The sequence below is a fragment of the Kitasatospora sp. NBC_00374 genome, assembly GCF_041434935.1.
Lineage (GTDB): Bacteria > Actinomycetota > Actinomycetes > Streptomycetales > Streptomycetaceae > Kitasatospora.
In genome coordinates, this window is record NZ_CP107964.1 from 2,752,698 (window position 1) to 2,778,213 (window position 25,516).

Consider the following 25,516-nt stretch of genomic DNA (forward strand, 5'->3'; position numbering starts at 1 on the left):
TCCGCAGCAGCCGGAAATCACCGGCGACGCGGACGGGGTGGGCCGGCGGAGCGGCCGGGACGCTCTCGTACTCCACAGGACCGATCGGCGAGGGCCGGCCGGCCCGGGGCCGCCGCTCGCGGGCCCGGGGCGGTACCGACGAAGGGGTGTGAAGCAGATGGGGACGGGCACACCACTGCGCACGGCCGGGGGGACGGGATCGGTCGACGACGGGCCGGCAGGCGTGGACGGCACGTTGGTGGAGGTGGCACGGGCGGCTGTGGCCGGCGCCGGGGACCGGGGAGGCGAGGGCGGTTGGCTGACCGCCGTCGACGGTCGCTGGTGCACGGTCCGGCCGCCCGGCCGCGAGATCCCCGGCCAGGGCCGGAAACTGCACATCAGCGCGGCCACCGACGCGGCCGTGCAGGTTCTCGCGGCAGTCTCCGCCGTGCTCGCCGAGGATCCCTGCGCATTCACATTCGCCGCCGACCGGGAGAAGCTCCGCGCGGTGAATTCCCGGCGCGGCGACCGCGGGCCGGCCGGCACATTCATCACGGTCCATCCCGCGGACGACGCGCAATTCCGACGGCTGGCCGAAGAACTGCACCGCGCCACCCTCGGACTGCCCGGCCCGGTGCTGCTCTCCGACCGGCCGTACGCCCCGGGCAGCCGGGTGCACCACCGGTACGGCGCCCTCGCCGCCCGCACCCGACCGGGCACCGACGAACCGGGCGACGCCGGCGCGTCCCGCCCGACCCTGGGCGGACCCGGCGGAGCGACCCCCGAGGACGTCCGCACGGCGGACTTCCGGTGCCCGCCGTGGGCGGTCGACCCCGTCGAGGGGAGGGGGTCGACCCGGCCCGCCGGCGTCCGGCGGACCGGCGGCGTCCTGCTGGGCGGCCGGTACGCGCTGACGGCCGCCGTCCGGCACGACGCCAAGGGCGGCGTGTTCCTCGGCCGGGACACCGTCACCGACACCGACGTCGTGGTCAAGCAGGCCCGCACGTCCGTCGGGGGCGACCGCTCGGGCACCGACGCCCGCGCCGCGCTGCGGCACGAGGCCCGGCTGCTGCGGCGGCTCGACGGCCAGGAGCTGACCCCGCGTCCGCTGGAGCTCGTCGAGCAGGACGACTCGCTCTTCCTGGTGCGGGAGCGCGTCCCCGGCCGGCAGCTGGACAGCTGGGTCGCCGCCCGGCTGCGCCGCGACGGCGCACCGGACGTCCCCTGGGCCGACGCCGGCCCGATGGCCCTCGCCCTCGTCGACCTGCTGGAGCGGGTGCACACCCACCGGCTGGTCCTGCGCGACCTCTCCCCCGGCAACGTGATGGTCCGGCCCGACGGCGGGCTGCGCCTGGTCGACCTGGAGCTGGCCGCCGAGGCCGGCGCGGCGGCCGGTTCGGCCGGCGCCCCCGGCTACCGCGCCCCCGAGCACCACCTCCTGCGCCGGATCGTGCGCAGCGAGCACACCGCCGACCTGTACGCGCTCGGCGGGCTGTTCTTCCTCCTCGCCACCGGCCACGACCCGCTGCTGCCGGAGGACCTGCCGCAGGCCCGTCCGGTCGGGGAGCGGCTCGGCCGCTGGCTGGCGCTGGCCGCCCGCGGCGGGGAGACGGCCCGCCGGCTGGCCCCCGTCGTCCTCGCTCTGCGCGCCGACGCCCCGGAGCACCGCATGCCGCTCGGCCTGGTCCGCGCCGCGCTGGCCGCCGGCCCCGGGCCGGCCCCGGGCGGCCGCACGGCGGTGCCCGGCGCCGGCCTGGACCGGCTGATCGACGACGGCCTGCGCCACCTCGCCAGGACGGCCACCCCGCGGCGGCGCGACCGGCTCTGGCCGGGCGTCCCCGCCGGACGGCTCACCGACCCCTGCGACCTGCGGCACGGCGCAGCCGGCGTGCTCGGCCTGCTTGCCCGGGCCGGCTCGGCGCCGCTGCCCGAGGGCGCCCGCGAGACGGCCCGGGCGGCCGCCCGGACGGCCGCCGCGTGGATCGAGCGGCGCAGCGGCGCCGAGCCGGTGGTGCTGCCCGGTCTGCCGTTCGGCCGCTCCGGTGCCACCTGGGCCCTGCTGGACGCCGCCGAGGCGCTCGGCGACCGGGCGCTCGCACGGCGCGCCGCCGAGCTGGCCCGCCGCGTCCCGGTGGCGGGGCCCGACCCGGACGTCTGCCACGGCGCGGCCGGCGCCGGTCTCCTCCAGCTGCGGCTGTACCGCTCCACCAGCGAGTCCGGATTCCTGGAGCGCGCCGCCGCGTGCGCCCGCGCGCTGCTGTCCGCCGCCCGGCCCGAGCCGTACGGGACGGTCTGGCCCGGGCCCGAGGCGGACGGTTCCGGCCCGGCCGGCGCCGTCCGCCTCGGGTACGCCCACGGGGTGGCCGGGGTGGGGGCCTTCCTGCTCGCCGCCGCCGGCGCCACCGGGGACGCGACGCTGCTGGACGGCGCGCGGCAGGCGGCGGACACGCTCGCCGCGACGGTCCGCGCCGAGGGCGAGGGCGCCTGGTGGCCGCGGAGCGAGGGCGAACCGGAGCACGTCCGGCCGGCGCACCGGTGCTCCGGTTCGTCCGGGGCCGGCAGCTTCCTGGTCCGGTACTGGCAGGCCACCGGCGACCCGGCCGCCCACCGGCTGGCGCTGGCCGCCGGGCAGACGGTCCTGGACGCCCGCCGGCACGGCGGGGTGTCCGCCTGCCACGGCCTGGCCGGCGACGGCGAGTACCTGCTCGACCTGGCCCGGGCCACCGGCGACACCCGCTTCCGGGCCGGCGCCGAGGAACTGGCCACGCTGATCGCCGCCCGCGCGGCCCTGCGCGACGGCCTGCTCGTCCTGCCGGACGAGACCGGGACGGGCTGCGCCGCCGCGCACGACGCCGGGAGCCCGGGGGCACTCGCCTTCCTGCTGCGGCTGCGGTACGGCGGCCCGCGCAGCTGGGTGGATCCGGAACCGGTGACCGTCGGCCCGGTCTGACCGTCCGTATCCCCGCCCACCCCGCCCCGACCCCCGAGGGACCCGCCACGGAAGTAGGTGAGCCGCCGATGAGCAGCACCACGACCCGCACCGCCGCCCAGGCCCTGCGCCGCCTCAGCTTCACCTTCGCGGCCGACGGCTCGCACGCCGCCTGTCTGGCGGCCGGCGCCGACGGCAGCTGGTACCCGGAGACCTGGCGGCTGCCGGCCCACGGCCCCGCCGAACCGACCGCTCTCCCGCTGCCGGGCCACCGCTCGGAGAACCTGCGCTCCCAGCTGGTCTCGCTGCCGGACGGCCGGGTGCTGGTCTGCCGGCACGACGGCGACCGGCACAGCCTGGTACTGCTCTCGGCGGTCGCCGGCCGGGCCGCGGCCGACGAGCGGGAGGTGGCCGCGCTGCGCCTGCCGGGTCTGCGGCTGCTCCCGGTCCCGGGAGCCGGGCCCGGATTCCCGGTGGCGGTCGCCCTGGGCACCGACGCCCGGCCGGTCACCACGGTCTGGCTGATCCGGGCGGACGGCTCAGAGCCGGCCCAGATCGCCGAGCTGCCCGGACTGCACGGCGGCGGGGTCTGGCTCGACCGCAGCGGCCGTCTGCTCGCCCTGGACCGGGTCGCCGAAGGCACCGTCAAGTCGGTCGTGCTCGACCTCGAACTCGGCATCACCACACCGCTGTTGGAGATCACCGAGGGCAGCAACGACCGCCTGGTGCTGTTCGATCCGGACACCCGCTTCGGCATGGTGCGCAGCGACGCCCCGGGCGCCGACCGGCTCGGCTGGGGCGTGATCGGCGGCAGTGAGCCGCTGCGCTTCCCCGACTGCCTGCACGTCGCCGGGATGTTCCTGCAGCCGATCGCCCTGGCACCCCGGACCGCCGAGGAGCCGGGCAGCCTGCGGGTCGCGCTGCAGATCGACCGAGGCGCGGGCTCCGCGCTGGCCCTGTGGCAGCCCGGCGGCGGCCTGGAGCCACTGCCGGTACCGGCCGGCCGGCTCGGCGCGGTCGGCGACTGGTCGGCGGCCGGCCTGCGGATGCCGTACTCGGCGCCCGACCACCCGGCGGCACTGGCCACCCTGGAGGTGGACACCCTGCTCGGGCAGGGCCCCGACACCGTGCCCAGCACCGTCCCGCTGCCCCTGCAGCTGGCGCCGCTGGCGGGCACCGGCCATACCGGGCCGGCCACCGGGCCCGCCGGCGCCGGCCCCGTCCGGCACGCCCGCGGTACGCCCGCCGGCTGGCGGCTCGACGCGAGCGCGGCGCCGAGCGACGGCGGGTGCTGGAACCCGGCCCAGAGCCTGGAGCTGGCCGGTCCGTCCGGTCCGGTCGAGGCCGTGGTCTACGGCGGCGACACCTGGCTGAGCACCCCGCACCTGGTGATCGCCCTGCACGGCGGCCCGGCGGACGCCTGGCGGCTGGAGTTCGACCCTGCCCTGCAGCGGATGGCCGGGGACGGACTCGCCGTCCTCGCGCCCAACCAGCGCGGGTCCACCGGGTACGGCACCGAGCACGCCATGGCCATCAGGGGGGCCTGGGGCGGCCCGGACCTGGAGGACGTACTGCACCTGCTGGAGGGGGTGGCGGGCCAGAGATCGGCCCTCGGACTCGAACCCCCGGCCCTGTTCGGGGTCAGCTACGGCGCGTTCCTCGCGCTGCTCGCGACGGCGCACGCGGCGCCCGGGCAGGTGGCGCGCTGCGCGGTGGCCGCCCCGTTCCTCTCCGGTGCCCGGCTGCTCGCGGAGGGCGCCGCGCCCGTCCGGGCCCTGGCCGGCCGGCTCGGTGGCGACCGGCCGCTGGAGGACGCCCGCGGCCCGCGCGACGTGCTCCGGCTGGCCCACCGGCTGACCGCACCGCTGCTGATCCTGCACGGCGACCGGGACGAGGTGGTGCCGGTGAGCCAGTCCCGCACGCTGCGCCACGAACTGCTGCGGCTCGGCCGGGTGGAGGGCACCGACTTCGGCTACGTCGAGGCCGTCGGCGCCGGGCACGAGATGCTGGTCGAGGAGGGCGCGACGCTGCTGCACGAGCTGCTGGCCGGCTTTCTGCGCACCGGCCGGCCCGGGTAGCCGGGCGGATCGGGCGAGCCGTTCCGCGAGGGCGTGGCCGTACCGGACCGCCGGCCGGGCGGGGGCTCGCTGACGGGGAGTCGGTCGGCCGGCTGAGGACCTCGGTAAACTGCCGTCCGACTCGGCCGTTGTGGCGCCCCGGTCCGGGGCGTGCCACGACCGCCCCCAACCGACGCTGCGCCAGCAGCACCCGTAATCCCGCACGGAGAAGACGAGCTCATGTCCGACACCCTCAACACCACCACCGAGCACGGCCACGGCGCCTCCCGCGCCGAGGAGGCTGCCGAGGGCAGCGCGCACGGCCGGCACCGCGGCTCGACCGCGCCCGACGACAGCCCGGAGAGCGACCCGCACGGCCGCCACCGCCGCTGAAACGGTTCACCCGGTGGGGTGGGGCGGTACCGTCCGCCCCACCGCCGCCGGGGGCGGGGCCGCGGACAAGCCTTCAGTCCAGGGTCAGCACCGTACGCAGCGCCTCGCCGCTGCGCATCTGCGCGATCGCCTCGTTGACGCCCTCCAGCGGCAGCCGGTGCGTGATCATGCCCGCCAGGTCCAGCCGCCCGGCCCGCCACAGGTCGATCGCCCGCGCTGCGGTCCGCCGGACCTCACCGCCGCCGTACATCGAGGACAGGATCCGCTTCTCGTTGAAGAACAGCTCGGCCATGCTGAAGGACACCTGGTCAGCCCTGGCGCCGGCGCCGATCACCACCACCGCCCCGCCGCGCCGGGCGGCGTCGTACGCGGCCCGGACGGTGGCGGAGCGGCCGACCGCCTCGAAGACGTAGTCGTAGCCGCCGCCCTCCTGGCCCTTCGCGGCGGCCTTCAGCTCCTCGGGCGCGACGGCGTCGGTGGCCCCGAAGCCCAGTGCCCGCTCGCGGCGCGACTCCACCGGGTCGACCACGGTGATCCGGGCCGCACCGCAGACCCGGGCGCCCTGGACGGCCGCGATGCCGACCCCGCCGGCGCCGATCACCGCGACCGAGGACCCGGGCTCGACCCGGGCGGTGTTGACCGCGGCCCCGAGCCCGGTGGTCACCCCGCAGCCGATCAGCGCGGCCAGGTCGTACGGCAGGTCGGCGGGCACCTTGAGCACGCTGTCGGCGGTGACCACCACCTCCTCGGCGAAGGTGCCGGTGCTGTAGAAGCCGAAGGCGTCGGTGCCGCCGAAGCGGAAGTTCGGTACGGACAGCCGCCGCAGGCTCGCCACGCACAGGTGGCCCTGGCCGCGGCCGCAGTGCGCGCACTCGCCGCACGGCGGCATCCAGCAGAGCACCACCCGGTCGCCCACCGCGACGCCCGTGACGCCCTCGCCGACCTCGACCACCTCGCCGGCGCCCTCGTGGCCGGGCACGAACGGGGCGGGCTGCGGCATGATCCCGGCCATCGCCGACAGGTCCGAGTGGCACAGGCTGGTGGCCCGCAGCCGGACCCGTACCCGGCCCGGCCCGAAGCCGACCGTCTCGACGTCCTCGCGGACCTCCAGCTTGTCCTGGCCGGTCTCGTGCAGGATCGCTGCGCGCATGGATGCTCCCCGGGGTTCGCCTACGGGCTGGGCTCTGGCGGTACGAGGGTACGTTCTGGAACACGTTCCAGGAACAGGGCGGCCCCGGCCCCGGAACGCGGTTCACCTCCGGTCCGCGACCTGGCATGATCACCGGCCATGCCCACGCTCACCCGCCCCGACAGCTGCCCGGACTGCACGGCGCCACTGGATACCGATCCGACGTTCCCCGCCTGGTGCCCGGCCTGCGAGTGGAACCTGCTGGCCAGACCGGCCGCCCCGAGCCTGCTCACGCCGCGCGAGCAACGGCGGGAGGACCGGGCCGGGCGCCGGACGGCCAAGCGCGAGCAGGCCGTTCGGACCCGCGCCGAGCTGGTGTACGAGCAGGTCGCGAGCGACACCCCGGCGCACCGGGACCCGGCCGTCCGGCTCGCGGCCGCACTGGCCGGCCTGGTGCACCTGACGACCCTCCTCCTGCTGGCCGGCTCGGTCGCGCTGGTGGTCTCCGGGCCGTGGCCGTTGCGCGTCCTGGGTGCCGTCGGGCTGGTGGTGGCGGTCGTGCTGCGGCCCCGCCTCGGCCGGCTGACCGAGGACGCCGCGCCGGTGGAACGCGCCGACGCCCCCGCGCTGTACGCGCTGGCCGACCGGGTCGCCACCGCGGTGGGCGCCGCGCCGGTGGACGTGATCCTGCTGACCGACGAGTTCAACGCCGCCTTCGCCCGGATCGGGGTCCGCAACCGGGGCGTCCTGATGATCGGGCTGCCGCTGTGGGCGGTCCTCACCCCGGGGCAGCGGGTCGCGGTGCTGGCCCACGAGTTCGGCCACGACGTCAACGGCGACCACCGGCGCGGGCGCTGGCTGGGCTCCGCGCTCAGGGCCCTGCACGAGTGGTACCGGCTGACCCTGCCCGAGCGGTTGACCTCCGCCGAGGACCACTTCGTGCTGGTCCTCGCCGGTATGGTCCAGCGGCTGGTGATGCGGGTGCTCAACGGCGCGGTGGCGGTCCTGCTGGTGGCCTTGGACCGGCTCACCGCCAGGTCCGGGCAGGCCGCCGAGTACCGCGCGGACGCGCTGTCCGCGAAGGTCGCCGGCACCGCGACCGCGCGGTCGATGCTGGAGACGCTGCTGCTCGGCAGCACCGTCGAGTCGGTCCTGCTGCGCCGGCGCAACCGGCCCGTCCGTGCCCGCGGGACGGACCACCGGGCCGCCGCCGCCGAGCTCTGGACCGAGCTGGCGGAGAGCGTCGCCGCCGTTCCCCCCGTGGAGCGCGAGCGCCGGCTGAGGCTGTCCGCCCGGGCGCTCGGCTCGGTCGACCACGAGCACCCCCCGACCCATCTGCGGATCCGCCTGGTCGGGCAGCGCCCGCCGGTCACCGAGCCGCTGGTCGCGCTCGCGGACGAGGAGGCCGCGGCGATCGAGGCCGAGCTGGCACCACACGGGGAGAAGCTGGCCCGCGAACTGCTGCGGAGCTGACGCTCAGCCACCCGCGCCGAGCAGCTCGCAGTCCTGGAAGTTCATGCAGCCGCAGGCCAGGCAGGCGGCGACCGCGTCCCGCAGCTCCTGGGTCCGACGGATGAACAGGTCCAGCTCCGGGAGCTTGCGTTCGGCCAGTTCCCGCCACTGCCGGGTGGCCCCGCGCCCGGGGTCGCCCTCCAGCAGGCCGCCGATCTCGGCCAGGGTGAAGCCGGCCCGCTGCGCCATCCTGATCAGCGCCACCCGGCGCAGCGCGGTGGCCGGCCAGACCCGGCGGCCGCCCTCGCGGCGGGCGCCGGGGAGCAGGCCCAGGCTCTCGTAGTAGCGCAGGGCCGAGGGCCGCACCCCGGCCTGTCGGGCCAACTCGCCGATGCCCAGCTGTCGCACGGCACTCCTCGCTCGTCGCGGGTTGACTTCACGCGCGCTTGAACCGCTTGCCTGGCCCCATGATCTCAGCCCTGCTCCCCCGGCTGGTGCCGCGGGGATACCGCCCCGCCCTCGCCGACCGCCGGTTCCGGCGCCTGCTGCCCGCGCTGGCCGCCTCCGACCTCGGGGACGGCATGAGCACGGTGGCGGTGGCCTGGCTGGCCGTCGAGCTGGCCCCGCCGGGCGCGGCCGGCCCGTTGATCGCGGCGGCCCTGGTCGCGTACGTCCTGCCGGGGGCGCTCGGCGGGGTCCTGCTGGGCCGCCGGTTGCAGCCGATGCCCCCGCAGCGGCTGATGCGGGCGGACGCGCTGCTGCGCGCGGTACTGCTGGGGTGCGTCCCGGTCGGCCAGGCGCTGGGGCTGCTGCACCCGGCGGTGTTCGTCGCCCTGCTGGCCGGGTCCTCGCTGCTGCACGCCTGGGGTGGCGGCGCGCGGTACGCGCTGGTGGCCCGGCTGCTGCCGGCGGAGCACCGGCTGGCCGCCAACGCCCTGCTCAGCACGGGCGTCTGGGTGTCCACGGTGGTCGGGCCCGCGCTCGCCGGGCTGCTGGCCGGGCCGCTCGGGCCGGCCGGGATCATCGGGCTGGACGCGGCCTCCTTCGGGCTGCTGGCCCTGCGAGCCGGGCGCACCGAGGTGCCGGACGACGCGCCGGCGCCGACCGGCACCCGGCTTCGGGACGGGCTGCGGGTGCTGCGGGCCCGCCCGGAGCTGCTCGGGCTGACCGCGGTGACCTGGCTGTTCAACCTCTGTTACGGGCCGGTGGAGGTCGCCCTGCCACTGTTCGTCGGCGAGGAGCTGCGGGCCGGGGCGGGCCTGCTCGGCGCGTACTGGGCGGTGTTCGGGCTCGGCGCGGTGGCCGGCGCGGTCACCGTCGGGGCACTGCGGCGGCTGCCGCTGCGGCCGGTCCTGCTGGGGATCGTCGCTGGCCACGGCGTCGCCATGCTGTCGTTCGGGCCGCACGGGCCGGCCGCCGTGTCGCTGGCCGGCTTCGCCGCGGGCGGGGTGGTGTACGGCCCGTACAGCGCGCTGGTCTCCCATCTGTTCCAGGAGCGCACCCCGCAGGCCTGGCTGACCACGGTGCTGGCGCTGCGCGGCACGGTGCTGCTGACCGCGGCGCCGACCGGGGCCGCGCTGGGCGGGGTGCTGGCCGGGCCGCTGTCGCCGCGGCAGGTCCTGGTGGGCACCGGGCTGGCGATGGTCGCGGTGGCGGCCGTCGCCGCCCTCGTCCTCGTCCGCCGGGCGCCGTCCGCCGGGGGCGGTCGAGCGCGCCACCCGGGAGCCGGGCCGCTGCCTACCATCGAGTAGGGTCCAGCCACCGACCCCCGGGACCAGCATCGCGAGCAGGGAGCACCACCATGACCGACCTCCTGGCGGCCCACGCCCAGCCGGCACCCGAGGTGCTGGCGGCCTTCGAGGCGGCGACCGGGTTCATGCCGGTGGACGAGGGGCTCGCTCTGTACGCGGCGGCGGTGGCCGCCGCCGAGCGCACCGGGCTGCCGCTGCTGGAGATCGGCACCTACTGCGGGCGCTCGGCGATCCTGCTGGCCGACGCCGCCCGGCGGGCCGGGACGGTGGCCCTGACGGTCGACCACCACCGGGGCTCGGAGGAGCAGCAGCCCGGCTGGGAGTACCACGACCCGACGCTGGTCGACCCCGAGGTCGGCCTGATGGACACCCTGCCGGTCTTCCGCCGGACCCTGCACCGGGCCGGCCTGGAGGAGCACGTGATCGCGCTGGTCGGCCGCTCGCCGCAGCTCGCCGCCGTCTGGGGCGGCCCGCTCGCGCTGGTCTTCATCGACGGCGGGCACACCGACGAGCACGCCACCGGCGACTACCTGGGCTGGACGCCGCACCTGGCACCCGAGGGCCTGCTGGTCGTCCACGACGTCTTCCCCGACCCCGCCGACGGCGGCCAGGCCCCCTATCGGGTCTACCTGCGCGCCCTCGCCGAGGGCTTCGAGGAGATCTCGGTGACCGGCTCGCTGCGGGTACTGCGCCGAACCGGGCGCTGAGTGCGGCGGAGTGGGCCGGGTTCCTGCGCGGACGATCAGTGATGCTCTAACGTCGAGCCACACGGCCTGCCCCCTCGGGGTACCGCCGTGGCTCGGCACAGCGTCGGGCGGGTACCGTGTCGGCGGCAGCCGGGGGGCTGGACGAGCCGGGCCCGCCGCAGGCACCGGGTCGTACGGACAGGGTGACAGTCGGCGGGGGCGAGGGCAGGGACATGACGGATCAGGAGAACACTCCGCCGGCGGTCTGGGATCCGACCGCACGCGGAGGCGCGGGCGGCTGGGTACGTCGCAAGGCGGGGCCGGCCGCTGTGCCACCGGCGGCGCAGCCGGCCGTGCCCCACCCCCCGCAGTACCCGGCGCAGCCCCAGCCGCCCCGGCAGGCCGCCCAGGGCTTCCCGCCCGCGGCCTTCCCGCCCGCCGCGTTCCCGGACCGGGCCGACCGGCCCGGGGTGCCGTTCGACAGCGACCAGGCGACCACGGTGCTGCCACCGGTGCCCGCCGGACACGACGGGCCGCCGCTGTTCCGCTCGCCGGCGCCGCCGACCGGACCACCCACGGGCCCGCCCCCGGGCTTCCCCGACCAGGCCGCGCAGCCCTTCCCGCCGCACGCCGGCGGCTTCCCGGGCGCCGGTCCGCCGGCGCAGCCCCCGTTCCCGGCCTTCCAGCAGCCCGAGCAGCCCGGCCGGCCGCCGTACCCGCCGCCGGGCGACTACCCGGGCCCGGACGAGGACGAGCCCCGGCGCAACCGCACCCCGATGTACGTCGCCCTCGGTGTGGCGCTGCTCGTGGTGATCGGGGTCGGCGTGACCTGGGCGGTCCGCAACACCGACTCCGCCGACCAGGCCGGGGCCGCCCCGGCCGGCACCGCCCAGCAGCCCCCGCCGCAGTCCGGCGCCCCGTCGGCGCCGGCCGGCGGCACCCCGGCCGCCGGCTCCCCGTCCCCGTCGGTCCCGGCCGGCGCGGGCAGCACCGGGCCGAACGCGGCGGCCCAGGCGAAGAGCCTGGACGCCCTGCTGGCCCAGGCCGAGAGCGCCCGCTCGGGCATCGGCAGCTCGGTGGCCAAGGTCCGCAGCTGCCCGGCCAAGGCGGACGTCGACAGCGCCGTGGCGGTCTTCGACAGCGGCGCCCAGCAGCGCGACCAGCTGATCGCCGCGCTGGCCAAGCTGGAGCTCGGCGACCTGCCGGGCGCGGCCGACCTCGCGAAGACGCTGAGCACGGCCTGGCAGCAGTCCGGGGACATCGACCGGGCGTACGCCGCGTGGGGGCGCACCGTCAGCAGCCAGGGGTGCGTGAACAACACCGCACCCAGCACGGCAGACTACAGACGGGCCGGCGACCTGAACCCGCAGGCCACCCAGTCGAAGAACGACTTCGCCACCCGGTGGAAGCCGATCGCCGAGGCCTACGGCCTGACCCCTCGCACCGCGGACAGGATCTGAACCACTCGTGACCCGCCCCACCAGCTCGCCCCCGCCACCGGAGCCGCCCGTCGAGGTGCCGGCCGACCGTCCGCGCCGCCGCCGTGCCCTGCTGCTCGGGTGCGCCGCGGTACCGATCTGTCTGGGGGGCTGGTTCGGCTGGCAGGCGCTGGCCGACAGCGGTCCCGGAGTCTTCGGCCCGTCGGACGCCCCCGCGGGCGAGGGGCACGTGGCCGACCCGGCCGGGCTGCCGACCGGCCTGCCGGTGCCGCCCGGCTCACCGTCGCCGGACGCCGCGTCCGCCGCCGGCAGCGCGTCGCCGACGACTCCCGGCACCGCCTCCGGCCCGCCCCCGGCCGGCGCCGGGAAGCCGCTGGCCGGCCGTACCGTGCTGCTCGACGCGGGCCACAACACCGGCAACGGGCAGCACACCACGGAGATCAACCGCCAGGTGGACATCGGCAACGCCCGCAAGGAGTGCGACACCACGGGCACCTCGACCAACAGCGGGTACAGCGAGGCCGAGTACACCCTGGACGTCTCCCGGCGGGCCCGGCAGCTGCTGCAGGACCTCGGGGCCCGGGTGGTGTACACCCAGGACGGCGACCGGCCGTGGGGTCCGTGCATCGACGAGCGGGCCGCGATCGGCAACGAGGCGAAGGCGGACGTCGCGCTCTCGGTGCACGGGGACGGCGCGCCGGCCTCGGTGAGCGGCTTCCACGTGATCATGCCGGGCAAGGTCACCGCCGGGAAGGCCGACACCTCGGCCATCGTGGAGCCCTCGCACCGCTTCGGGGTACTGCTGCGCGACCACTTCAAGGACGCGACCGGCGAACCGTACGCCGACTACATCGGCAAGCAGGGCCTGGACACCCGGACCGACCTGGGCGGCCTCAACCTGTCGCGGATCCCGAAGGTCTTCATCGAGTGCGGCAACATGCGCAACCCGGGCGACGCCGGCCGGATGAGCGACCCGCAGTGGCGCCAGCAGGCCGCGCAGGGCATCACCGACGCCCTGACCGCGTATCTCACGTCCGGCTGAGAACCCGGCCGGTTTTGCAACGAGTGCGCCGCATTCCGGAGGGTGCTGTGCACGTCGCAAGTGCTTGGCCCTAGGCTTTTGCCCCGATCGGGTAGACCGGCTCGTCCGGTCGGCCGAGTACAACCCGCCGTCCACGACACACCAACGAGGGGAACGTTAGTGAATCTGCGCGCTCTCACCAGGGGAGACGCCGCCGTCGCAGGTGCGGCCGTCCTGCTCTTCGTCTTCTCCTTCCTCCCCTTCTACGAGGCCAACACCTCCGTGGGCGGGCCGGACTGCGGATCGGACTGCTCCTACAACGTCTGGCACGGCGGCTTCCTGACCATCCTGGCCACGCTGTTCTTCGCCGGCGTCGCCGGCGCCGCGCTGATCCTGCTGGCCCGCTTCCAGGGCGAGGCCGCGGAGAGCAGGCTGGTCGCCGGCCTGAAGCTGCGCCAGTGGGGCGTCGCGCTCGCGGTGTTCGCCGCTTGGTCCGGCCTGTGGTCGCTGTTCGCCAACGGCGGCGGGTACTTCGCGGCCACCGCGAAGGCGGGCCGGATCGACCCGGCCGACCTGGTCGACCACTCCTTCGGCTCCTGGCTGTCACTGCTCGCCGTGCTGATCCTGGCCGGCGCCGCCGTGGCCACCCCGCTGGTGCCGGCGCTGCAGGCGCCGCTGCTCGCCGACAAGCCCGCCGTCCCCCAGCAGGGCTACGCGCCGTACGCGCCCGGTCAGCCCGGTCAGCCCGGTCAGCCGGGCCAGTACGCCCCGCAGGCCGGTCAGCCGGCCCAGAGCGGCCAGTACGGCTACCCGGGCTCCCCGGCCGGCCAGGGCGACCCCGCGGCCCAGCCCGTCGGGTACGCGGCCGCGCCGCCGGCCGGCGGCTACGGCTACCCGGCCGCCCAGCAGCCGCAGGACCAGATGCAGGCCGCCGCGCCCGCCCCGGCCGCCGCCGCGGCGCCGTTCACCCCGTTCTGGTTCGCCGTCCCGGCCGTACGGCCGCTGGCGCCCCGCGACAACCCGGCCGGCCCGTCGGTCGGCGAGCTCGTCCCGGGCACCTGGTACCTGGCGGTCGAGCAGCGCGGCACCGCGCTGGTCGCCCAGCTCCAGGACGGCACCCACGGCCTGCTCTCCGACACCACGGGCATTCAGCGCGGCTGACCCGCGGAGTACGGCGAAGGGGCGGTCCCGGTTTCACCCGGGACCGCCCCTTCGGCGTGTGCGCCGCCGGTCAGGCCGTGCAGCAGTCGTTGACCACCAGGCCGCTGGGCAGCTGCTCCCCGCCGAACACGGCGACGGTGGCGTGGTCGCCGCCGAGGGCGGCGACGGCCAGCAGGAGGGCGCCGGCCGTCCAGGTGGTGCGCTCCTCGGGCCAGATGGCGTCGTCCTCGAAGACGTAGCCGGTCCAGTACGAGCCGTCGGTGTGCCGCAGGTGCTGGATCCAGCGCAGGATCTCCACCGCCCGGTCGGACTGGCCGCAGGCCCACAGGGCGAGGGCGAGTTCGGCGCTCTCGCCGCCGGTGACCCAGGGGCGGTCGCTGACGCACCGTACGCCGAGGCCGGGCACGACGAAGCGGTCCCAGTCCCGGGCGATCCGCTCGGCGGCGGCGGGACCGCGCAGGGCGGTGCCGAGCACGGGGTAGTACCAGTCCATCGAGTAGCGGTCCTTGTCGAGGAACCGCTCGGGGTGGTGGGCGATCGCGTGGCGCAGCCGTCCGGCGGCCAACTCCCAGTCGGGCTGGGGCTCTTCGAGGTAGTCGGCGATGGCCAGACCGCACCGCAGGGCGTGCAGGATGCTGGACGAGCCGGTGAGCAGCGCCTCCTGGGGGGCGGTGCCGTCCTCGTCGAGCCGCCAGGCGATCGGGCCGTCGGGCAGCCGCAGGCCGACGGTGAAGTCCAGGGCGCGGCGGACGGTGGGCCACAGCCACTCCAGGAAGGCGTCGTCGCCCGCGCTGAGGTGGTGGTGCCAGGCGCCGACCGCGATGTACGCGCAGAAGTTGGTCTCCTTCGACGCGTTGGTCACCTCGCCCTCGGTGTAGCCGGCGTACCAGGAGCCGTCCGCGTTCTGGTGGTCGGCGAGCCAGCGGTAGGCGGCCTCGGCGGCGGCGTGCTCGCCGGCCGTGTCGAGGGCCATCGCGGCCTCGGTGTGGTCCCACGGGTCGAGGTGGCCGCTGCGGAACCACGGGATGGCGCCGTCGGGCAGCTGGTCGGCGAGGATGGAGCGGACGGTGGCGGCGGCCTGCTCGGCGTCCAGCACGCCGTCCAGCAGCAGCACCTCCGGGACGGCGGCGGTCACGCGTCGCCCGCCCGGTGCGGCTTGGACGCGTAGACCACGAAGCTCTTGCCGATCACCGGGTTGAGCGCCTTCTCGGCGGCCTTGGTGATCGTGCTGATCACCGGGGTGCCGACGATGTCCCAGACCAGCAGCTGGTGGTAGGCCTTGACCGGCAGCGCCTTGTCGTTGTTGACGCCGACCGCGCACTTGATCCACCAGTACGGGGAGTGCAGGGCGTGCGCGTGGTGGCTGCCGTACGGGGTGAGGCCGGCCTCGCGGACCTTCTCCACCAGCTCGTCGCCCTTGTAGATGCGGATGTGGCCGCCCTCGACCTCGTGGTACTCGTCGGAGAGCGCCCAGCAGATCTTCTCCGGCAGCCAGCGCGGCACGGTGACGGCGAGCAGGCCGCCGGGCTTGAGCACCCGGACCATCTCGGCGAGCACGCCCTTGTCGTCCGGGATGTGCTCCATCACCTCGGAGATGATGACCTTGTCGAAGGTGTCGTCCTCGAACGGGAGGGCCAGCGCGTCGCCCTCCATGGCGACCGCGGAGGCGCCGGCCGGGGCCTCGCCCGCGAGCTCCATGGCGGCGAACCACCTGCGGACCTCGGCGATCTCCTCGCTGTTCTGGTCCAGGGCGACGACGTTGGCGCCGCGCCGGTAGGCCTCGAACGCGTGCCGGCCTCCGCCGCAGCCCAGATCGAGCACCCGGTCGCCCGGGGCGAGCGGAAATCGGGAGAAATCGACGGTCAGCACTGCGGGGCTCCCATTCGTTGGTGCTGTACTGCTGAGGGTTGAGGGTACGTCCGGGCGACGAACGGTCAGACGTAGCGCCAGCCGGCCCCGGCGCGGGCCCGCCGGCCGACCCCGGTGGCGAGGGCCGCGCGGTAGCGCTCGACGGTCAGTTCGGCCGCCCGCTCCCAGCTGAAACCGGCCAGCACCCGGGCCCGGCCGGCCGCGCCCAGGCGGGCCCGCAGGGCGGGGTCGTCCAGCAGGCGGCCGAGGGCCTCGGCCAGTGCCCCGGCGTCGCCCGGGGGGACGGCCAGGCAGGTCTCGCCGTCCGGGCCGGCGACCTCGGGGATGGCTCCGCCGGTGGTCGCGACCAGCGGGGTGGCGGTGGCCATCGCCTCGGCCGCGGGCAGCGAGAATCCCTCGTACAGCGACGGCACGCAGGCCACCTCGGCGGAGCGGTACAGGTCGACCAGCTCCTGGTCGGTCAGGCCGCTGCGGAACTCGATGTGGCGCTCCAGGCCGAACCGCCGGACGGCGTCGGCGACCGGGCCGTCCTCGGCCCGCCGCTTGCCGACCACCACCAGGTGCGCGTCGCGCTCGGTGCGGACCTTGGCCAGCGCCTCGACCAGGTACACCAGGCCCTTGAGCGGGACGTCGGCGCTGGAGGTGGTGACGATGCGTCCGGGCACCACGGCGACGTCCTCGGAGGGCGACCAGAGCCGGGTGTCGGCGCCGATCGGCACCACCGAGATCGCGCCGGGGGCGGCCCCGAGGTGCTCGGCGATCTCGGCCTTGGAGCTGGCGGAGACGGTGATGATGTGGTCCAGCCGGGTGGCGACCCGGCGCTGCATCCGGGTGAAGCCGTACCAGCGGCGCAGCGACAGCCGGCGCAGCCGGGTGGTGGCCGCGTCCAGCTCCAACTGCCGGTCCACGGTGACCGGGTGGTGCACGGTGGTGATCAGCGGGAAGCCGTGCCGGGCGAGGCCGAGCAGGCCGTAGCCGAGGGTCTGGTTGTCGTGCACCACGTCGTAGCGGCCCTTGTGCCGGGCCAGGTACCGGCGGGCCCGCAGCGAGAAGGTGAGCGGCTCGGGGAAGCCCCCGGTGCGCATCCCGGCGACCTCCAGCACGTCGACGGCGCTGCGGTACTCGGCCAGCGCGGGCGTGCGGAACGGGTCGTCGGAGCGGTACAGGTCGAGGCTGGGCAGCTCCACCAGCCGGACCGTGCCGGGGCCCTCGACCTCGTCCAGCACCGGGTAGGGCTGGGCGCCGATCACGTCCACGTGGTGGCCGAGCCGGGCGAGTTCGCGGGAGAGGTGGCGGACGTAGACGCCCTGGCCCCCGCAGAACGGGTCGCCGCGATAGGACAGCAGGGCGATCCGCAGCGGTCGCGGCAGCGCGGTCATCCTGGCCCCTTATCCCTACTCACCGCGGCGGGCACGGCCGGTAAAGTAGATCACGTTTCATGGTGGTGTGGAGCTCGCTGTTGGGCGGGTGAACAACGAGAGACCTCGAAGATACCGGCCCGTAGCTTCCCGTTCTGAGCCAGGGCGGGTGATTCACGCCACGCTGACACCCGACATCGGAACCAGGCGCCCGGGGGCTTCCTTGACCACCACCACCGCGGCCCACGGACGGCTGTCACCGCGCCAGGCCGAGCGCCGCCGGGGCATCCTGCGGGCCTCCACCGCGCTGGCCGCCCGGGGCGGGTACGAGGCGGTGCAGATGCGGGAGGTCGCGGAGGGCGCGCAGGTCGCGCTGGGCACGCTGTACCGCTACTTCCCGTCCAAGGTGCACCTGCTGGTCGCGGTGATGCAGGAGCAGCTGGGGCAGCTGCACGAGCAGGTCCGCCGCCGGCCACCGGCCGGTGAGGACCCGGCCGCGCGGGTCGCCGAGGCGCTGACCACCGCCTTCCACGCGCTCCAGCGCGAGCCCCGGCTGGCCGAGGCGATGGTGCGGGCGCTGTCCTTCGCGGACCGCTCGGTGAGCCACGAGGTGGACGAGGTGTCCCGGCTGACCTCCGCGATCGTGCTGGCGGCCGCCGCGCTGCCCGGGCCGCCGACCGCCGAGCAGCAGGCGGCGCTGCGGGTGATCGGGCACACCTGGCACGCCACCCTGCTGGCCTGGCTGTCCGGCCGTGCCTCGCTCGGCGAGGTGCGCGCCGACCTGCACACGGCCGCCCGGCTGCTGACCGCCGGCTGAGCCCCGGCGGCGGCCCGACCCGCGCGCGCCGTGCGCCCGGACCGCGCGGTGGTCGCCGAGGATGGGACCCGGACCGACCGGCCGCGCGGGCGGCCACGACGAGCGGAGAACGCCCGTGCCACCGGCACTCGAAGGCAGGGTCGCACTGGTCGCCGGGGCGACCCGCGGCGCGGGGCGGGGCATCGCCGTCCAGCTCGGCGCGGCCGGCGCGACCGTCTACACCACCGGCCGCAGCACCCGGGGCCGGCGCTCGGAGTACGACCGGCCGGAGACGATCGAGGAGACCGCGGAGCTGGTCACCGCCGCCGGCGGCCGGGGCATCCCGGTGGTGGCCGACCACCTGGTCCCCGAGCAGGTCGAGGCGCTGGTCCGGCGGATCGACGCCGAGCAGGGCCGGCTCGACCTCCTGGTCAACGACATCTGGGGCGGCGAGGGGCTCTTCGCGTGGGACGTCCCGGTCTGGGAGCACGACCTGGACAAGGGGCTGCGACTGCTCCGGCTGGCGGTCGAGACCCACGCCGTCACCAACCACTTCGCGCTGCCGCTGCTGCTGCGCCGGCCCGGCGGGCTGGTGGTGGAGATGACCGACGGGACCGCCGAGTACAACGCGAGCCGCTACCGCGTCTCCTTCTTCTACGACCTCGCCAAGTCGTCGGTGCTGCGGATGGCCTTCGCGCTCGGCCGTGAACTCGGGCCGCGCGGGGCCACCGCGGTGGCGCTGACGCCCGGCTGGCTGCGCTCCGAGATCATGCTGGAGACCTTCGGCGTGACCGAGGGGAACTGGCGCGACGCTCTCGGACGCGTCCCGCACTTCGGCATCTCCGAGAGCCCGGCGTACGTCGGCCGGGCCGTCGCGGCGCTCGCCGCCGACCCCGACGTGGCGCGCTGGAACGGGACCTCGCTGTCCAGCGGCGGGCTCGCCCGGGAGTACGGGTTCACCGACCTCGACGGCAGCCGGCCGGACGCCTGGCGCTACCTGGTGGAGGTCCAGGACCCGGGCAGGCCAGCCGACCCGGGCCCGTACCGCTGAGCCGCCGTCCGCTGAGCCGCCGTCCGGTGACCCTCCGTCCGGTCGCCCGGTGAGAGCCGCCTCACCTTCCGGGCGCCACGGCCGAACCGGTCGGGGAAGCGGCTGGTCAGGCGGCTAGAGTCAGGGGCGACAACTTCATCCGACCCGCCGTGCGGGGAAGCCGGTGCACCTCCGGCCCGGCCCGCGACCGCGTGCCCCCGGCCGGGACGCCGGACCGCCCGGAGCGGGGCGAGCGGCCGGCCCGGCTCCCGTTCCGGCTCCGCCGAGGTCCACCGGCGGCCCGCCGCGGGCCGCCGCCACCGCTCTTCGAAAGGCACCACCCCACCATGCTGACCGCTGCCCGCCCGGTCGCCGCCGCCGTGGCCGGCCTGCTGCTGGCCGGCGTCACCGCGACGCCCGCCCTGGCCGACACCCCGTCCGCCTCGCCCGCCCCGGTGGCCGTGCCCGCCGGGCTGTACGGAAAGGGCGACCCGACCTACGACGGCGTCTGGCGCCAGTCGCTGGCACTGCTCGCGCTGGCCGCCGACAAGGTCGTGCCGGCCGACTCGGCGGTCGGCTGGCTGACCGGCCAGCAGTGCGCGGACGGCGGCTGGCCCTCGTACCGGGCCGACGCCGCCGCCGCGTGCGACCCGGCGACCGAGGACAGCAACGCCACCGCCGTCGCCGTGCAGGCACTGGTGCAGCTCGGCGGCCACCAGGACGCCGTCACCAAGGGCGCGCAGTGGCTGACGGCGCACCAGAACGCGGACGGGACCTGGGCCTACAACCCGGGTGCCCCGGGCGACGCCGACTCGACCGCGCTGGCCGTCAACGCCCTGGTCGCCGCGGGCACCGACCCGACGGGCACCACCGCGTCCGGCAAGAGCGGCTACGACGGCCTGGCCGCCTTCCAGCTCGGCTGCGCGGCCCCCGCCGACCAGCGCGGCGCGTTCGCCTACCAGCCCGCGCCGGACGGCTCGCTCGCCCCCAACACGCTCGCCTCCGCCCAGGCCGCGCTGGCCGCCGCCGGCGGCCGCCTCCCGGTCGCCGCCGGTTCCGGCACCGGCCCGGCCCCGAAGCCCCCGGCCTGCCCGGACGGCTCCACCGCCGCCACCGTGCCGCACGCCGACGCGGCCGAGGCCGTCTCCGCGTACCTGGCCGCGCAGCTGGCCGCGAACGGGCAGCACCTGGTGCAGAACACGCCCGGCGCGACCCCCGGCCCCGACTACAACGCCACCTCGTGGTCGGTGCTCGGCCTGGTCCAGGCCGGCCACCCGGAGCAGGCCGCCCCGGCCGCCCAGTGGCTGATGAACAACGGCTACGGCTGGGCCGCCGAGGGCAAGGACGGCACGGACGCCGCCGCCACCGCGACCCTGCTGCTGATGGCCCGCGCGGCCAAGCTCGACCCGTACAGCTTCGGCGGGCACAACCTCGTCCAGCTGCTGATCGACGCCGGCCCGGCCCCGGCCTCCGTGCCGAACGCCACCAAGGCGCCCGCCGCGGACGTCGCCCCCAGCGACTCCGGCATCTCGACCGGCTGGCTGATCGGCGTCGGCCTGCTGATCGGCGTCGGCGGCGGCCTGCTGCTCAGCCTCAGCCGCCGGCGCGGCGCCCGTCCGCTGGGCCCGCACCACCCGCCGGTGCAGCGGCCGGGCGAGCAGCCGACCGAGGACAAGGGCGACGAGTCCAAGTGACCCCCGCCCCGCGCGGGACGGCGGCGGTGCGCGCCGCCGCCGTCCTGGCGCTGCTGACCGCGGCCCTGCTCGGCGTGCTCGCCTCCCCCGCCCAGGCCGCCGGCTACCGCTACTGGTCGTTCTGGACGTGGTCCGCGGGCGCCTGGGCGTACCAGCAGCAGGGCCCCACCACCTACCTGCCGCCGGACGGCTCCGTCGACGGCTGGCGGTTCGCCGACAGCCCGGACGGCGGCCGCGACGCCGCCCGTCCCGGTGCGGCGGGCGACTTCGGTGCGATCTGCGCGGCCACCGCCGCCCAGGCCGGCCGCAAGCGGGTCGGCGTGGTGCTGGACTTCGGCACCGCCGCCGACGCCCCGCCCGGCGCGCTCGCCAGCGGGGAGAACCCCCCGGCCCCGCGCACCGCCTGCGCCTCGGTTCCGCCCGGCGCCAGCTCCGCCGAGGTGCTGGCCGCCGTCGCGCCGCCGCTGCGCTACGACTCCTCCGGCATGCTCTGCGCCATCGCGGGCTACCCGCGGGCCGGCTGCGGCGAGCCGGTGACCGGACCGTCCCGGCCCGCCGGCGACAGCGGCCCGTCCGTCGGCCTGATCGCCGGCGCGGCGCTGGTCCTGCTGCTCGGCGCGGGCGCCGTGTGGCAGGCCCGCCGCCGGCGCCACTGACCCGTTCAGGACCTCATCCTCGTGCCCCGTACCGCGAAATCAGGAACACGTTCCACCATCGGCCCACGGCTGCTGCACCCCGGCGCCTGGTGGCTCTGGGCGCTCGGCCTGGCCGCCGCCGCCTCCCGCACCACCAACCCGCTGCTGCTCCTGCTGATCATCGGCGTCGCCGGGTACGTGGTGGCGGCCCGGCGCAGCGACGCGCCCTGGTCCCGCTCGTACGGGGCCTTCCTCAAGCTGGGCCTGCTGGTGCTCGCCGTCCGGATGGTCTTCGCGGTGCTGCTCGGCTCGCCCGTCCCCGGCAGTCACGTGCTCTTCACGCTGCCCCAACTGCCGCTGCCAGACTGGGCGCGAGGGGTGCGGATCGGCGGCCCGGTCACCCTGGAGGGCCTGCTCTTCGCCTTCTACGACGGGCTGAAACTGGCCACCCTGCTGATCTGCGTCGGCGCGGCCAACGCCCTCGCCTCGCCGTCCCGCCTGCTGCGCAGCCTGCCCGGCGCACTGTACGAGGCGGGGGTGGCCGTGGTGGTGGCGATGACCTTCGCCCCGAACCTGGTCGCCGACGTGCAGCGGCTGCGTTCGGCCCGCCGGCTGCGCGGCCGCACCGACCGGGGGGTGCGGGCCGTGCTGAGCGTCGGACTGCCGGTGCTGGAGGGCGCGTTGGAACGCTCCGTCAGCCTGGCCGCCGCGATGGACACCCGGGGCTTCGGCCGCACCGCCGACGTCCCGCGCCGGGTGTCCCGGGCCACCGCGGCGCTCACCCTGCTCGGCCTGCTCGGGGTCTGCTCCGCCTGCTACGGCCTGCTCGCCCCCGGTGGCGCGGCCTGGGCGTTCCCGGTGCTGCTGCTCGGGCTGGCGCTGACCGGCGCGGGCCTGCTGCTGGGCAGCCGCCGGGCGGTACGCACCCGCTACCGGCCGGATCCGTGGGCGGTGCCCGAGTGGCTGGTCACCTGCTCCGGGGTGGCCGTCGCCGCGCTGACCGTCTGGTTCTCCGGCCGCTACCCGGAGGCCTTCATGCCGTCCGTGGTGCCGCCCGTCGTCCCGACCCTGCCCGTGCTGCCGGCCGCCGCGCTGCTGATCGGCCTGCTGCCCGCCCTCGTCGCCCCCGAACCGCCCCGGAGCACCCAGTGATCACCTTCGACCAGGTCGGCGTCCGGTACGCCGAGGCCACCGAACCCGCCCTGAGCGGGGTGGACCTGACCGTCCCCGAAGGCGAACTCTGCCTGCTGGTCGGCCCGTCCGGCTCCGGCAAGTCCACCCTGCTGGGCGCCGTCAGCGGCCTCGTCCCGCACTTCACCGGCGGCGAGCTGACCGGCCGGGTCACCGTGGACGGCCGGGACACCCGCGAACACCGGCCGCGCGAACTCGCCGACCTGGTCGGCACGGTGGGACAGGACCCGCTCGCCCACTTCGTCACCGACACGGTCGAGGACGAACTCGCCTACGGCATGGAGTCGCTCGGTCTGGCCCCCGAGGTGATGCGGCGCCGGGTCGAGGAGACCCTCGACCTGCTCGGGCTGGCCGAACTGCGCGGGCGCGCCCTGCGCTCGCTCTCCGGCGGCCAGCAGCAGCGGGTGGCGATCGGTTCGGTGCTCACCGTCCACCCCAAGGTGCTGGTGCTGGACGAGCCCACCTCCGCCCTCGACCCCGGCGCGGCCGAGGAGGTGCTCGCCGTCCTCCAGCGGCTGGTGCACGACCTCGGCACCACCGTGCTGATGGCCGAGCACCGGCTGGAACGGGTGGTCCAGTACGCCGACCGGGTCCTGCTGCTGCCCGGCCGGGGCCGGGCCCCGGTGCTCGGTGAACCGGCCGAGGTGATGGCGCACTCCCCCGTCCACCCGCCGGTGGTGGCACTCGGCCGGGCGGCCGGCTGGTCGCCCCTGCCGCTGTCCGTCCGCGACGCCCGCCGCAAGGCCGGGCCGCTGCGGGACCGCCTGGCCGGACACACCCCGGCCCCCGCCGCCCCGGCCGACGGCGCACCGGTCGCCGAGGTGGCCCGCCTCGCGGTACGGCGAGGGCCGGTGGCGGCGCTGCGCGGCGTCGACCTGGCACTGCGCCCCGGCGAGATCACCGCCCTGATGGGACGCAACGGCGCCGGCAAGTCCACGCTGCTGGGCGCCCTGGTCGGCCTGCACCGGCCCGCCTCCGGCACCGTCCGGGTCGGCGGCCTGGAACCGCACCGGACCAGCCCGAAGGAGCTGATCCGGCGGGTCGGCCTGGTCCCGCAGGACCCGCGCGACCTGCTGTTCGGCGAGAGCGTCGACGCCGAGTGCGCCGCCGCCGACCGGGACGCCGGCGCCGGGGCGGGCAGCTGCCGCGCACTGATCGCCCGGCTGCTCCCCGGCATCGACGAGGGCCTGCACCCGCGCGACCTCTCCGAGGGCCAGCGGCTGACCCTGGCGCTGGCCGTGGTGCTCACCGCAGGACCGCCGGTGATCCTGCTGGACGAGCCCACCCGCGGCCTGGACTACGCCGCCAAGGGCCGGCTGGTCGAGGTGCTGCGCGAACTCGCCGCGGCCGGGCACGCGGTGCTGCTCGCCACCCACGACGTCGAGCTGGCAGCCGAGTTGGCGCACCGCACGGTGGTGCTGGCGGAGGGCGAGATCGTCGCGGACGGGCCGACCGCCGAGGTCGTGATCTCCTCGCCGGCCTTCGCGCCGCAGGTGTCCAAGATCCTGGCGCTGCCGGGGTTGCTGACGACCGGCCAGGTCGTCGCGGCCCTGGCGGAGGAGGAGCAGGCATGAGCGGCCCCGATCCCACCCGACCCGACCCGACCCCACCCGGCACCGCCGCGCCGGTGCCCGGCCGCCCGGCACCGACCCCGCCCGAGCTCGGCCGCCCCGTGCCGCTCGGCCGACGGTCGCTGACCGCCCTCGGCCTGGTCTCGGCCATCGGCGTGGTCGGCTTCGGCTGGCCGCTGCTCGCGGCCACCGACTCCGCGCTGGTCGGCCACTCCACCGACGCCCCCTGGCTGTTCGCCCTGCTCATGCCGCTGCTGCTGGGCGTCGTGGTGGCGCAGATCTCCGAGGGGCGCGAGGCCGGCGGCGGCCCAGGACTGGAGGCGAAGGCGGTGGCCCTGCTCGGGGTCCTGGCCGCCGCGGGGGCGGCGCTGCGCCCGCTCGGCGCCGGCACGGCCGGCCTGGAGCCGATGTTCTTCCTGATGGTGCTGGGCGGGCGGGCGCTCGGCCCGGGCTTCGGCTTCGTGCTCGGCGCCGTCACGCTGTTCGCCTCGGCGCTGCTCACCGGCGGGGTCGGGCCGTGGCTGCCGTTCCAGATGCTCGCGATGGGCTGGGTCAGCCTCGGCGCGGGCCTGCTGCCCGGCCCGGCCACCCTGCGCGGACGGGCCGAGCTGACCATGCTGGCCTGCTACGGGGCGATCTCGGCGGTGGCCTACGGGACCGTCATGAATCTCCAGGGCTGGCCCTACATCAGCGGTCTGAGCAGCTCCGTCTCCTTCGTCCCGGGCGACCCGGTGAGCGAGAACCTGGTCCGCTTCGCCGTGTACTGCCTGACCACCTCGCTCGGCTGGGACCTGCCGCGCGCCGCGCTGACCGCCGTGCTCTGCCTCACCGTCGGCGGCCCGGTGCTGCGGGCCCTGCGCCGGGCGACCCGCCGGGCCGCGTTCGCCGCACCGGTCACCTTCCGCGACCGCTGACGGCCGTCCGTCCCCGGCACCGGCCGGGGACGGACGGCGGCCGACCTGCGGGCCTCAGGCCTTGGGACCGGCCGACTGGACCACCTCGAAGGACCACAGCGTCGAGTCGGACGCGGCCGGCCGCTTGGGCGCCTCGCCCTCCGCCGCCGGCGGGCCCTGGCGGTGGGCGGCCTGCATCGGCCCCTCCATCCAGGCCTTGAAGTGCTCCTCGCTCGCCCACCGGGTGTACACCAGGTACTGCTCGGTGCCCTCGACCGGGCGCAGCAGCTCGAACCACTCGAACCCGTCCGAGTTCTCCACCGCCCCGGCCCGCGCGGCGAAGCGCTTCTCCAGCGTCTCGCGCATCTCCGCGGGGACGGTCAGCACATTGATCTTCACGATGCTCATGCCCCCATCCTGCCGCACGGCACCCGGTGCGCGGACAAAACCGGATGCCCCGGGCCGCCGGGCGTGGCAGCCTC

General features: G+C 76.6%; 22 protein-coding genes. 16 read left to right on the forward strand and 6 right to left on the reverse strand.

The window, feature by feature from the left end; translation table 11 throughout:
* Positions 1-157: 157 nt before the first annotated feature.
* The 3 genes from lanL (at position 158) to OG871_RS12330 (ending at position 5,358) form a co-directional block, all read left to right on the forward strand.
* Positions 158-2,929 (forward strand): class IV lanthionine synthetase LanL, encoded by a 2,772-nt coding sequence (gene lanL / locus OG871_RS12320; RefSeq protein ID WP_371496783.1) that lies wholly within the window; start codon positions 158-160, stop codon positions 2,927-2,929.
* Between the two features lie 68 nt (positions 2,930-2,997).
* Positions 2,998-4,986, forward strand: a complete 1,989-nt coding sequence (locus OG871_RS12325; protein ID WP_371496784.1) for an alpha/beta fold hydrolase — start codon at positions 2,998-3,000, stop codon at positions 4,984-4,986.
* A 219-nt stretch (positions 4,987-5,205) separates the two neighbouring features.
* Positions 5,206-5,358 carry a hypothetical protein gene (locus tag OG871_RS12330; protein ID WP_371496785.1) on the forward strand — a complete coding sequence of 51 codons (153 nt, stop codon included), beginning with the start codon at positions 5,206-5,208 and terminating at the stop codon, positions 5,356-5,358.
* A 73-nt stretch (positions 5,359-5,431) separates the two neighbouring features.
* On the opposite strand, the gene OG871_RS12335 is transcribed toward OG871_RS12330, so the two are convergent.
* Positions 5,432-6,508 (reverse strand): alcohol dehydrogenase catalytic domain-containing protein, encoded by a 1,077-nt coding sequence (locus OG871_RS12335; protein WP_371496786.1) that lies wholly within the window; start codon positions 6,506-6,508, stop codon positions 5,432-5,434.
* A 138-nt stretch (positions 6,509-6,646) separates the two neighbouring features.
* Here OG871_RS12335 and OG871_RS12340 point away from each other — a divergent pair, with 138 nt between their 5' ends.
* Entirely contained in the window at positions 6,647-7,960 is a 1,314-nt protein-coding gene (locus OG871_RS12340; RefSeq protein ID WP_371496787.1) for a M48 family metallopeptidase, read from the forward strand.
* A 3-nt stretch (positions 7,961-7,963) separates the two neighbouring features.
* On the opposite strand, the gene OG871_RS12345 is transcribed toward OG871_RS12340, so the two are convergent.
* A complete protein-coding gene (locus OG871_RS12345; protein ID WP_371496788.1) occupies positions 7,964-8,347 on the reverse strand; it encodes a MerR family transcriptional regulator in 384 nt (127 codons plus the stop codon).
* A 59-nt stretch (positions 8,348-8,406) separates the two neighbouring features.
* On the opposite strand from OG871_RS12345, the gene OG871_RS12350 reads away from it, so the two are divergent.
* The 5 genes from OG871_RS12350 to OG871_RS12370 all read left to right on the forward strand — a co-directional run bounded on the left by OG871_RS12350 (position 8,407) and on the right by OG871_RS12370 (position 13,997).
* A complete protein-coding gene (locus OG871_RS12350; protein WP_371496789.1) occupies positions 8,407-9,690 on the forward strand; it encodes an MFS transporter in 1,284 nt (427 codons plus the stop codon).
* 50 nt (positions 9,691-9,740) lie between these two features.
* Positions 9,741-10,397 carry a class I SAM-dependent methyltransferase gene (locus tag OG871_RS12355; protein WP_371496790.1) on the forward strand — a complete coding sequence of 219 codons (657 nt, stop codon included), beginning with the start codon at positions 9,741-9,743 and terminating at the stop codon, positions 10,395-10,397.
* Positions 10,398-10,729: 332 nt separating this feature from the next.
* On the forward strand, positions 10,730-11,836 hold the full coding sequence (locus tag OG871_RS12360; protein WP_371496791.1) for a hypothetical protein: 1,107 nt from the start codon (positions 10,730-10,732) through the stop codon (positions 11,834-11,836).
* A 7-nt stretch (positions 11,837-11,843) separates the two neighbouring features.
* Complete coding sequence (locus OG871_RS12365; protein ID WP_371496792.1) at positions 11,844-12,857, forward strand: N-acetylmuramoyl-L-alanine amidase; 1,014 nt, start codon at positions 11,844-11,846, stop codon at positions 12,855-12,857.
* Between the two features lie 159 nt (positions 12,858-13,016).
* Positions 13,017-13,997, forward strand: coding sequence for a hypothetical protein (locus OG871_RS12370; protein WP_371496793.1), 981 nt, complete (start codon positions 13,017-13,019; stop codon positions 13,995-13,997).
* Between the two features lie 70 nt (positions 13,998-14,067).
* On the opposite strand, the gene OG871_RS12375 is transcribed toward OG871_RS12370, so the two are convergent.
* From OG871_RS12375 to OG871_RS12385, 3 genes are all read right to left on the reverse strand, one after another.
* Complete coding sequence (locus OG871_RS12375) at positions 14,068-15,132, reverse strand: prenyltransferase (RefSeq protein ID WP_371496794.1); 1,065 nt, start codon at positions 15,130-15,132, stop codon at positions 14,068-14,070.
* Positions 15,129-15,866: a class I SAM-dependent methyltransferase gene (locus tag OG871_RS12380; RefSeq protein ID WP_371496795.1), complete on the reverse strand. Its 738-nt coding sequence runs from the start codon at positions 15,864-15,866 to the stop codon at positions 15,129-15,131. Before OG871_RS12380 ends, OG871_RS12375 begins: the two co-directional genes overlap by 4 nt.
* A 65-nt stretch (positions 15,867-15,931) precedes the next feature.
* On the reverse strand, positions 15,932-17,245 hold the full coding sequence (locus OG871_RS12385) for a glycosyltransferase family 4 protein (RefSeq protein ID WP_371496796.1): 1,314 nt from the start codon (positions 17,243-17,245) through the stop codon (positions 15,932-15,934).
* Between the two features lie 202 nt (positions 17,246-17,447).
* Between OG871_RS12385 and OG871_RS12390 the strand changes: the two genes are divergently transcribed.
* The 7 genes from OG871_RS12390 to OG871_RS12420 all read left to right on the forward strand — a co-directional run bounded on the left by OG871_RS12390 (position 17,448) and on the right by OG871_RS12420 (position 25,055).
* Positions 17,448-18,041 carry a TetR family transcriptional regulator gene (locus OG871_RS12390; protein ID WP_371496798.1) on the forward strand — a complete coding sequence of 198 codons (594 nt, stop codon included), beginning with the start codon at positions 17,448-17,450 and terminating at the stop codon, positions 18,039-18,041.
* 115 nt (positions 18,042-18,156) lie between these two features.
* A complete protein-coding gene (locus OG871_RS12395; RefSeq protein ID WP_371496799.1) occupies positions 18,157-19,071 on the forward strand; it encodes an SDR family oxidoreductase in 915 nt (304 codons plus the stop codon).
* 326 nt (positions 19,072-19,397) lie between these two features.
* Positions 19,398-20,744, forward strand: coding sequence for a prenyltransferase/squalene oxidase repeat-containing protein (locus OG871_RS12400; RefSeq protein ID WP_371496800.1), 1,347 nt, complete (start codon positions 19,398-19,400; stop codon positions 20,742-20,744).
* Positions 20,741-21,400, forward strand: coding sequence for an SCO2322 family protein (locus OG871_RS12405; protein ID WP_371496801.1), 660 nt, complete (start codon positions 20,741-20,743; stop codon positions 21,398-21,400). Before OG871_RS12400 ends, OG871_RS12405 begins: the two co-directional genes overlap by 4 nt.
* A 21-nt stretch (positions 21,401-21,421) precedes the next feature.
* On the forward strand, positions 21,422-22,531 hold the full coding sequence (locus OG871_RS12410; protein ID WP_371496802.1) for an energy-coupling factor transporter transmembrane component T: 1,110 nt from the start codon (positions 21,422-21,424) through the stop codon (positions 22,529-22,531).
* Entirely contained in the window at positions 22,528-24,144 is a 1,617-nt protein-coding gene (locus tag OG871_RS12415; RefSeq protein ID WP_371496803.1) for an ABC transporter ATP-binding protein, read from the forward strand. Before OG871_RS12410 ends, OG871_RS12415 begins: the two co-directional genes overlap by 4 nt.
* Entirely contained in the window at positions 24,141-25,055 is a 915-nt protein-coding gene (locus OG871_RS12420; RefSeq protein WP_371496804.1) for an ECF transporter S component, read from the forward strand. The genes OG871_RS12415 and OG871_RS12420 overlap by 4 nt, the downstream gene beginning before the upstream one ends.
* A 54-nt stretch (positions 25,056-25,109) precedes the next feature.
* Here the strand turns inward: OG871_RS12420 and OG871_RS12425 are convergent, their stop codons facing one another.
* The gene (locus OG871_RS12425) at positions 25,110-25,442 is read right to left on the reverse strand and encodes an antibiotic biosynthesis monooxygenase (RefSeq protein ID WP_371496805.1); all 333 of its coding nucleotides are present in this window, start codon (positions 25,440-25,442) and stop codon (positions 25,110-25,112) included.
* Between the last annotated feature and the right edge of the window lie 74 nt (positions 25,443-25,516).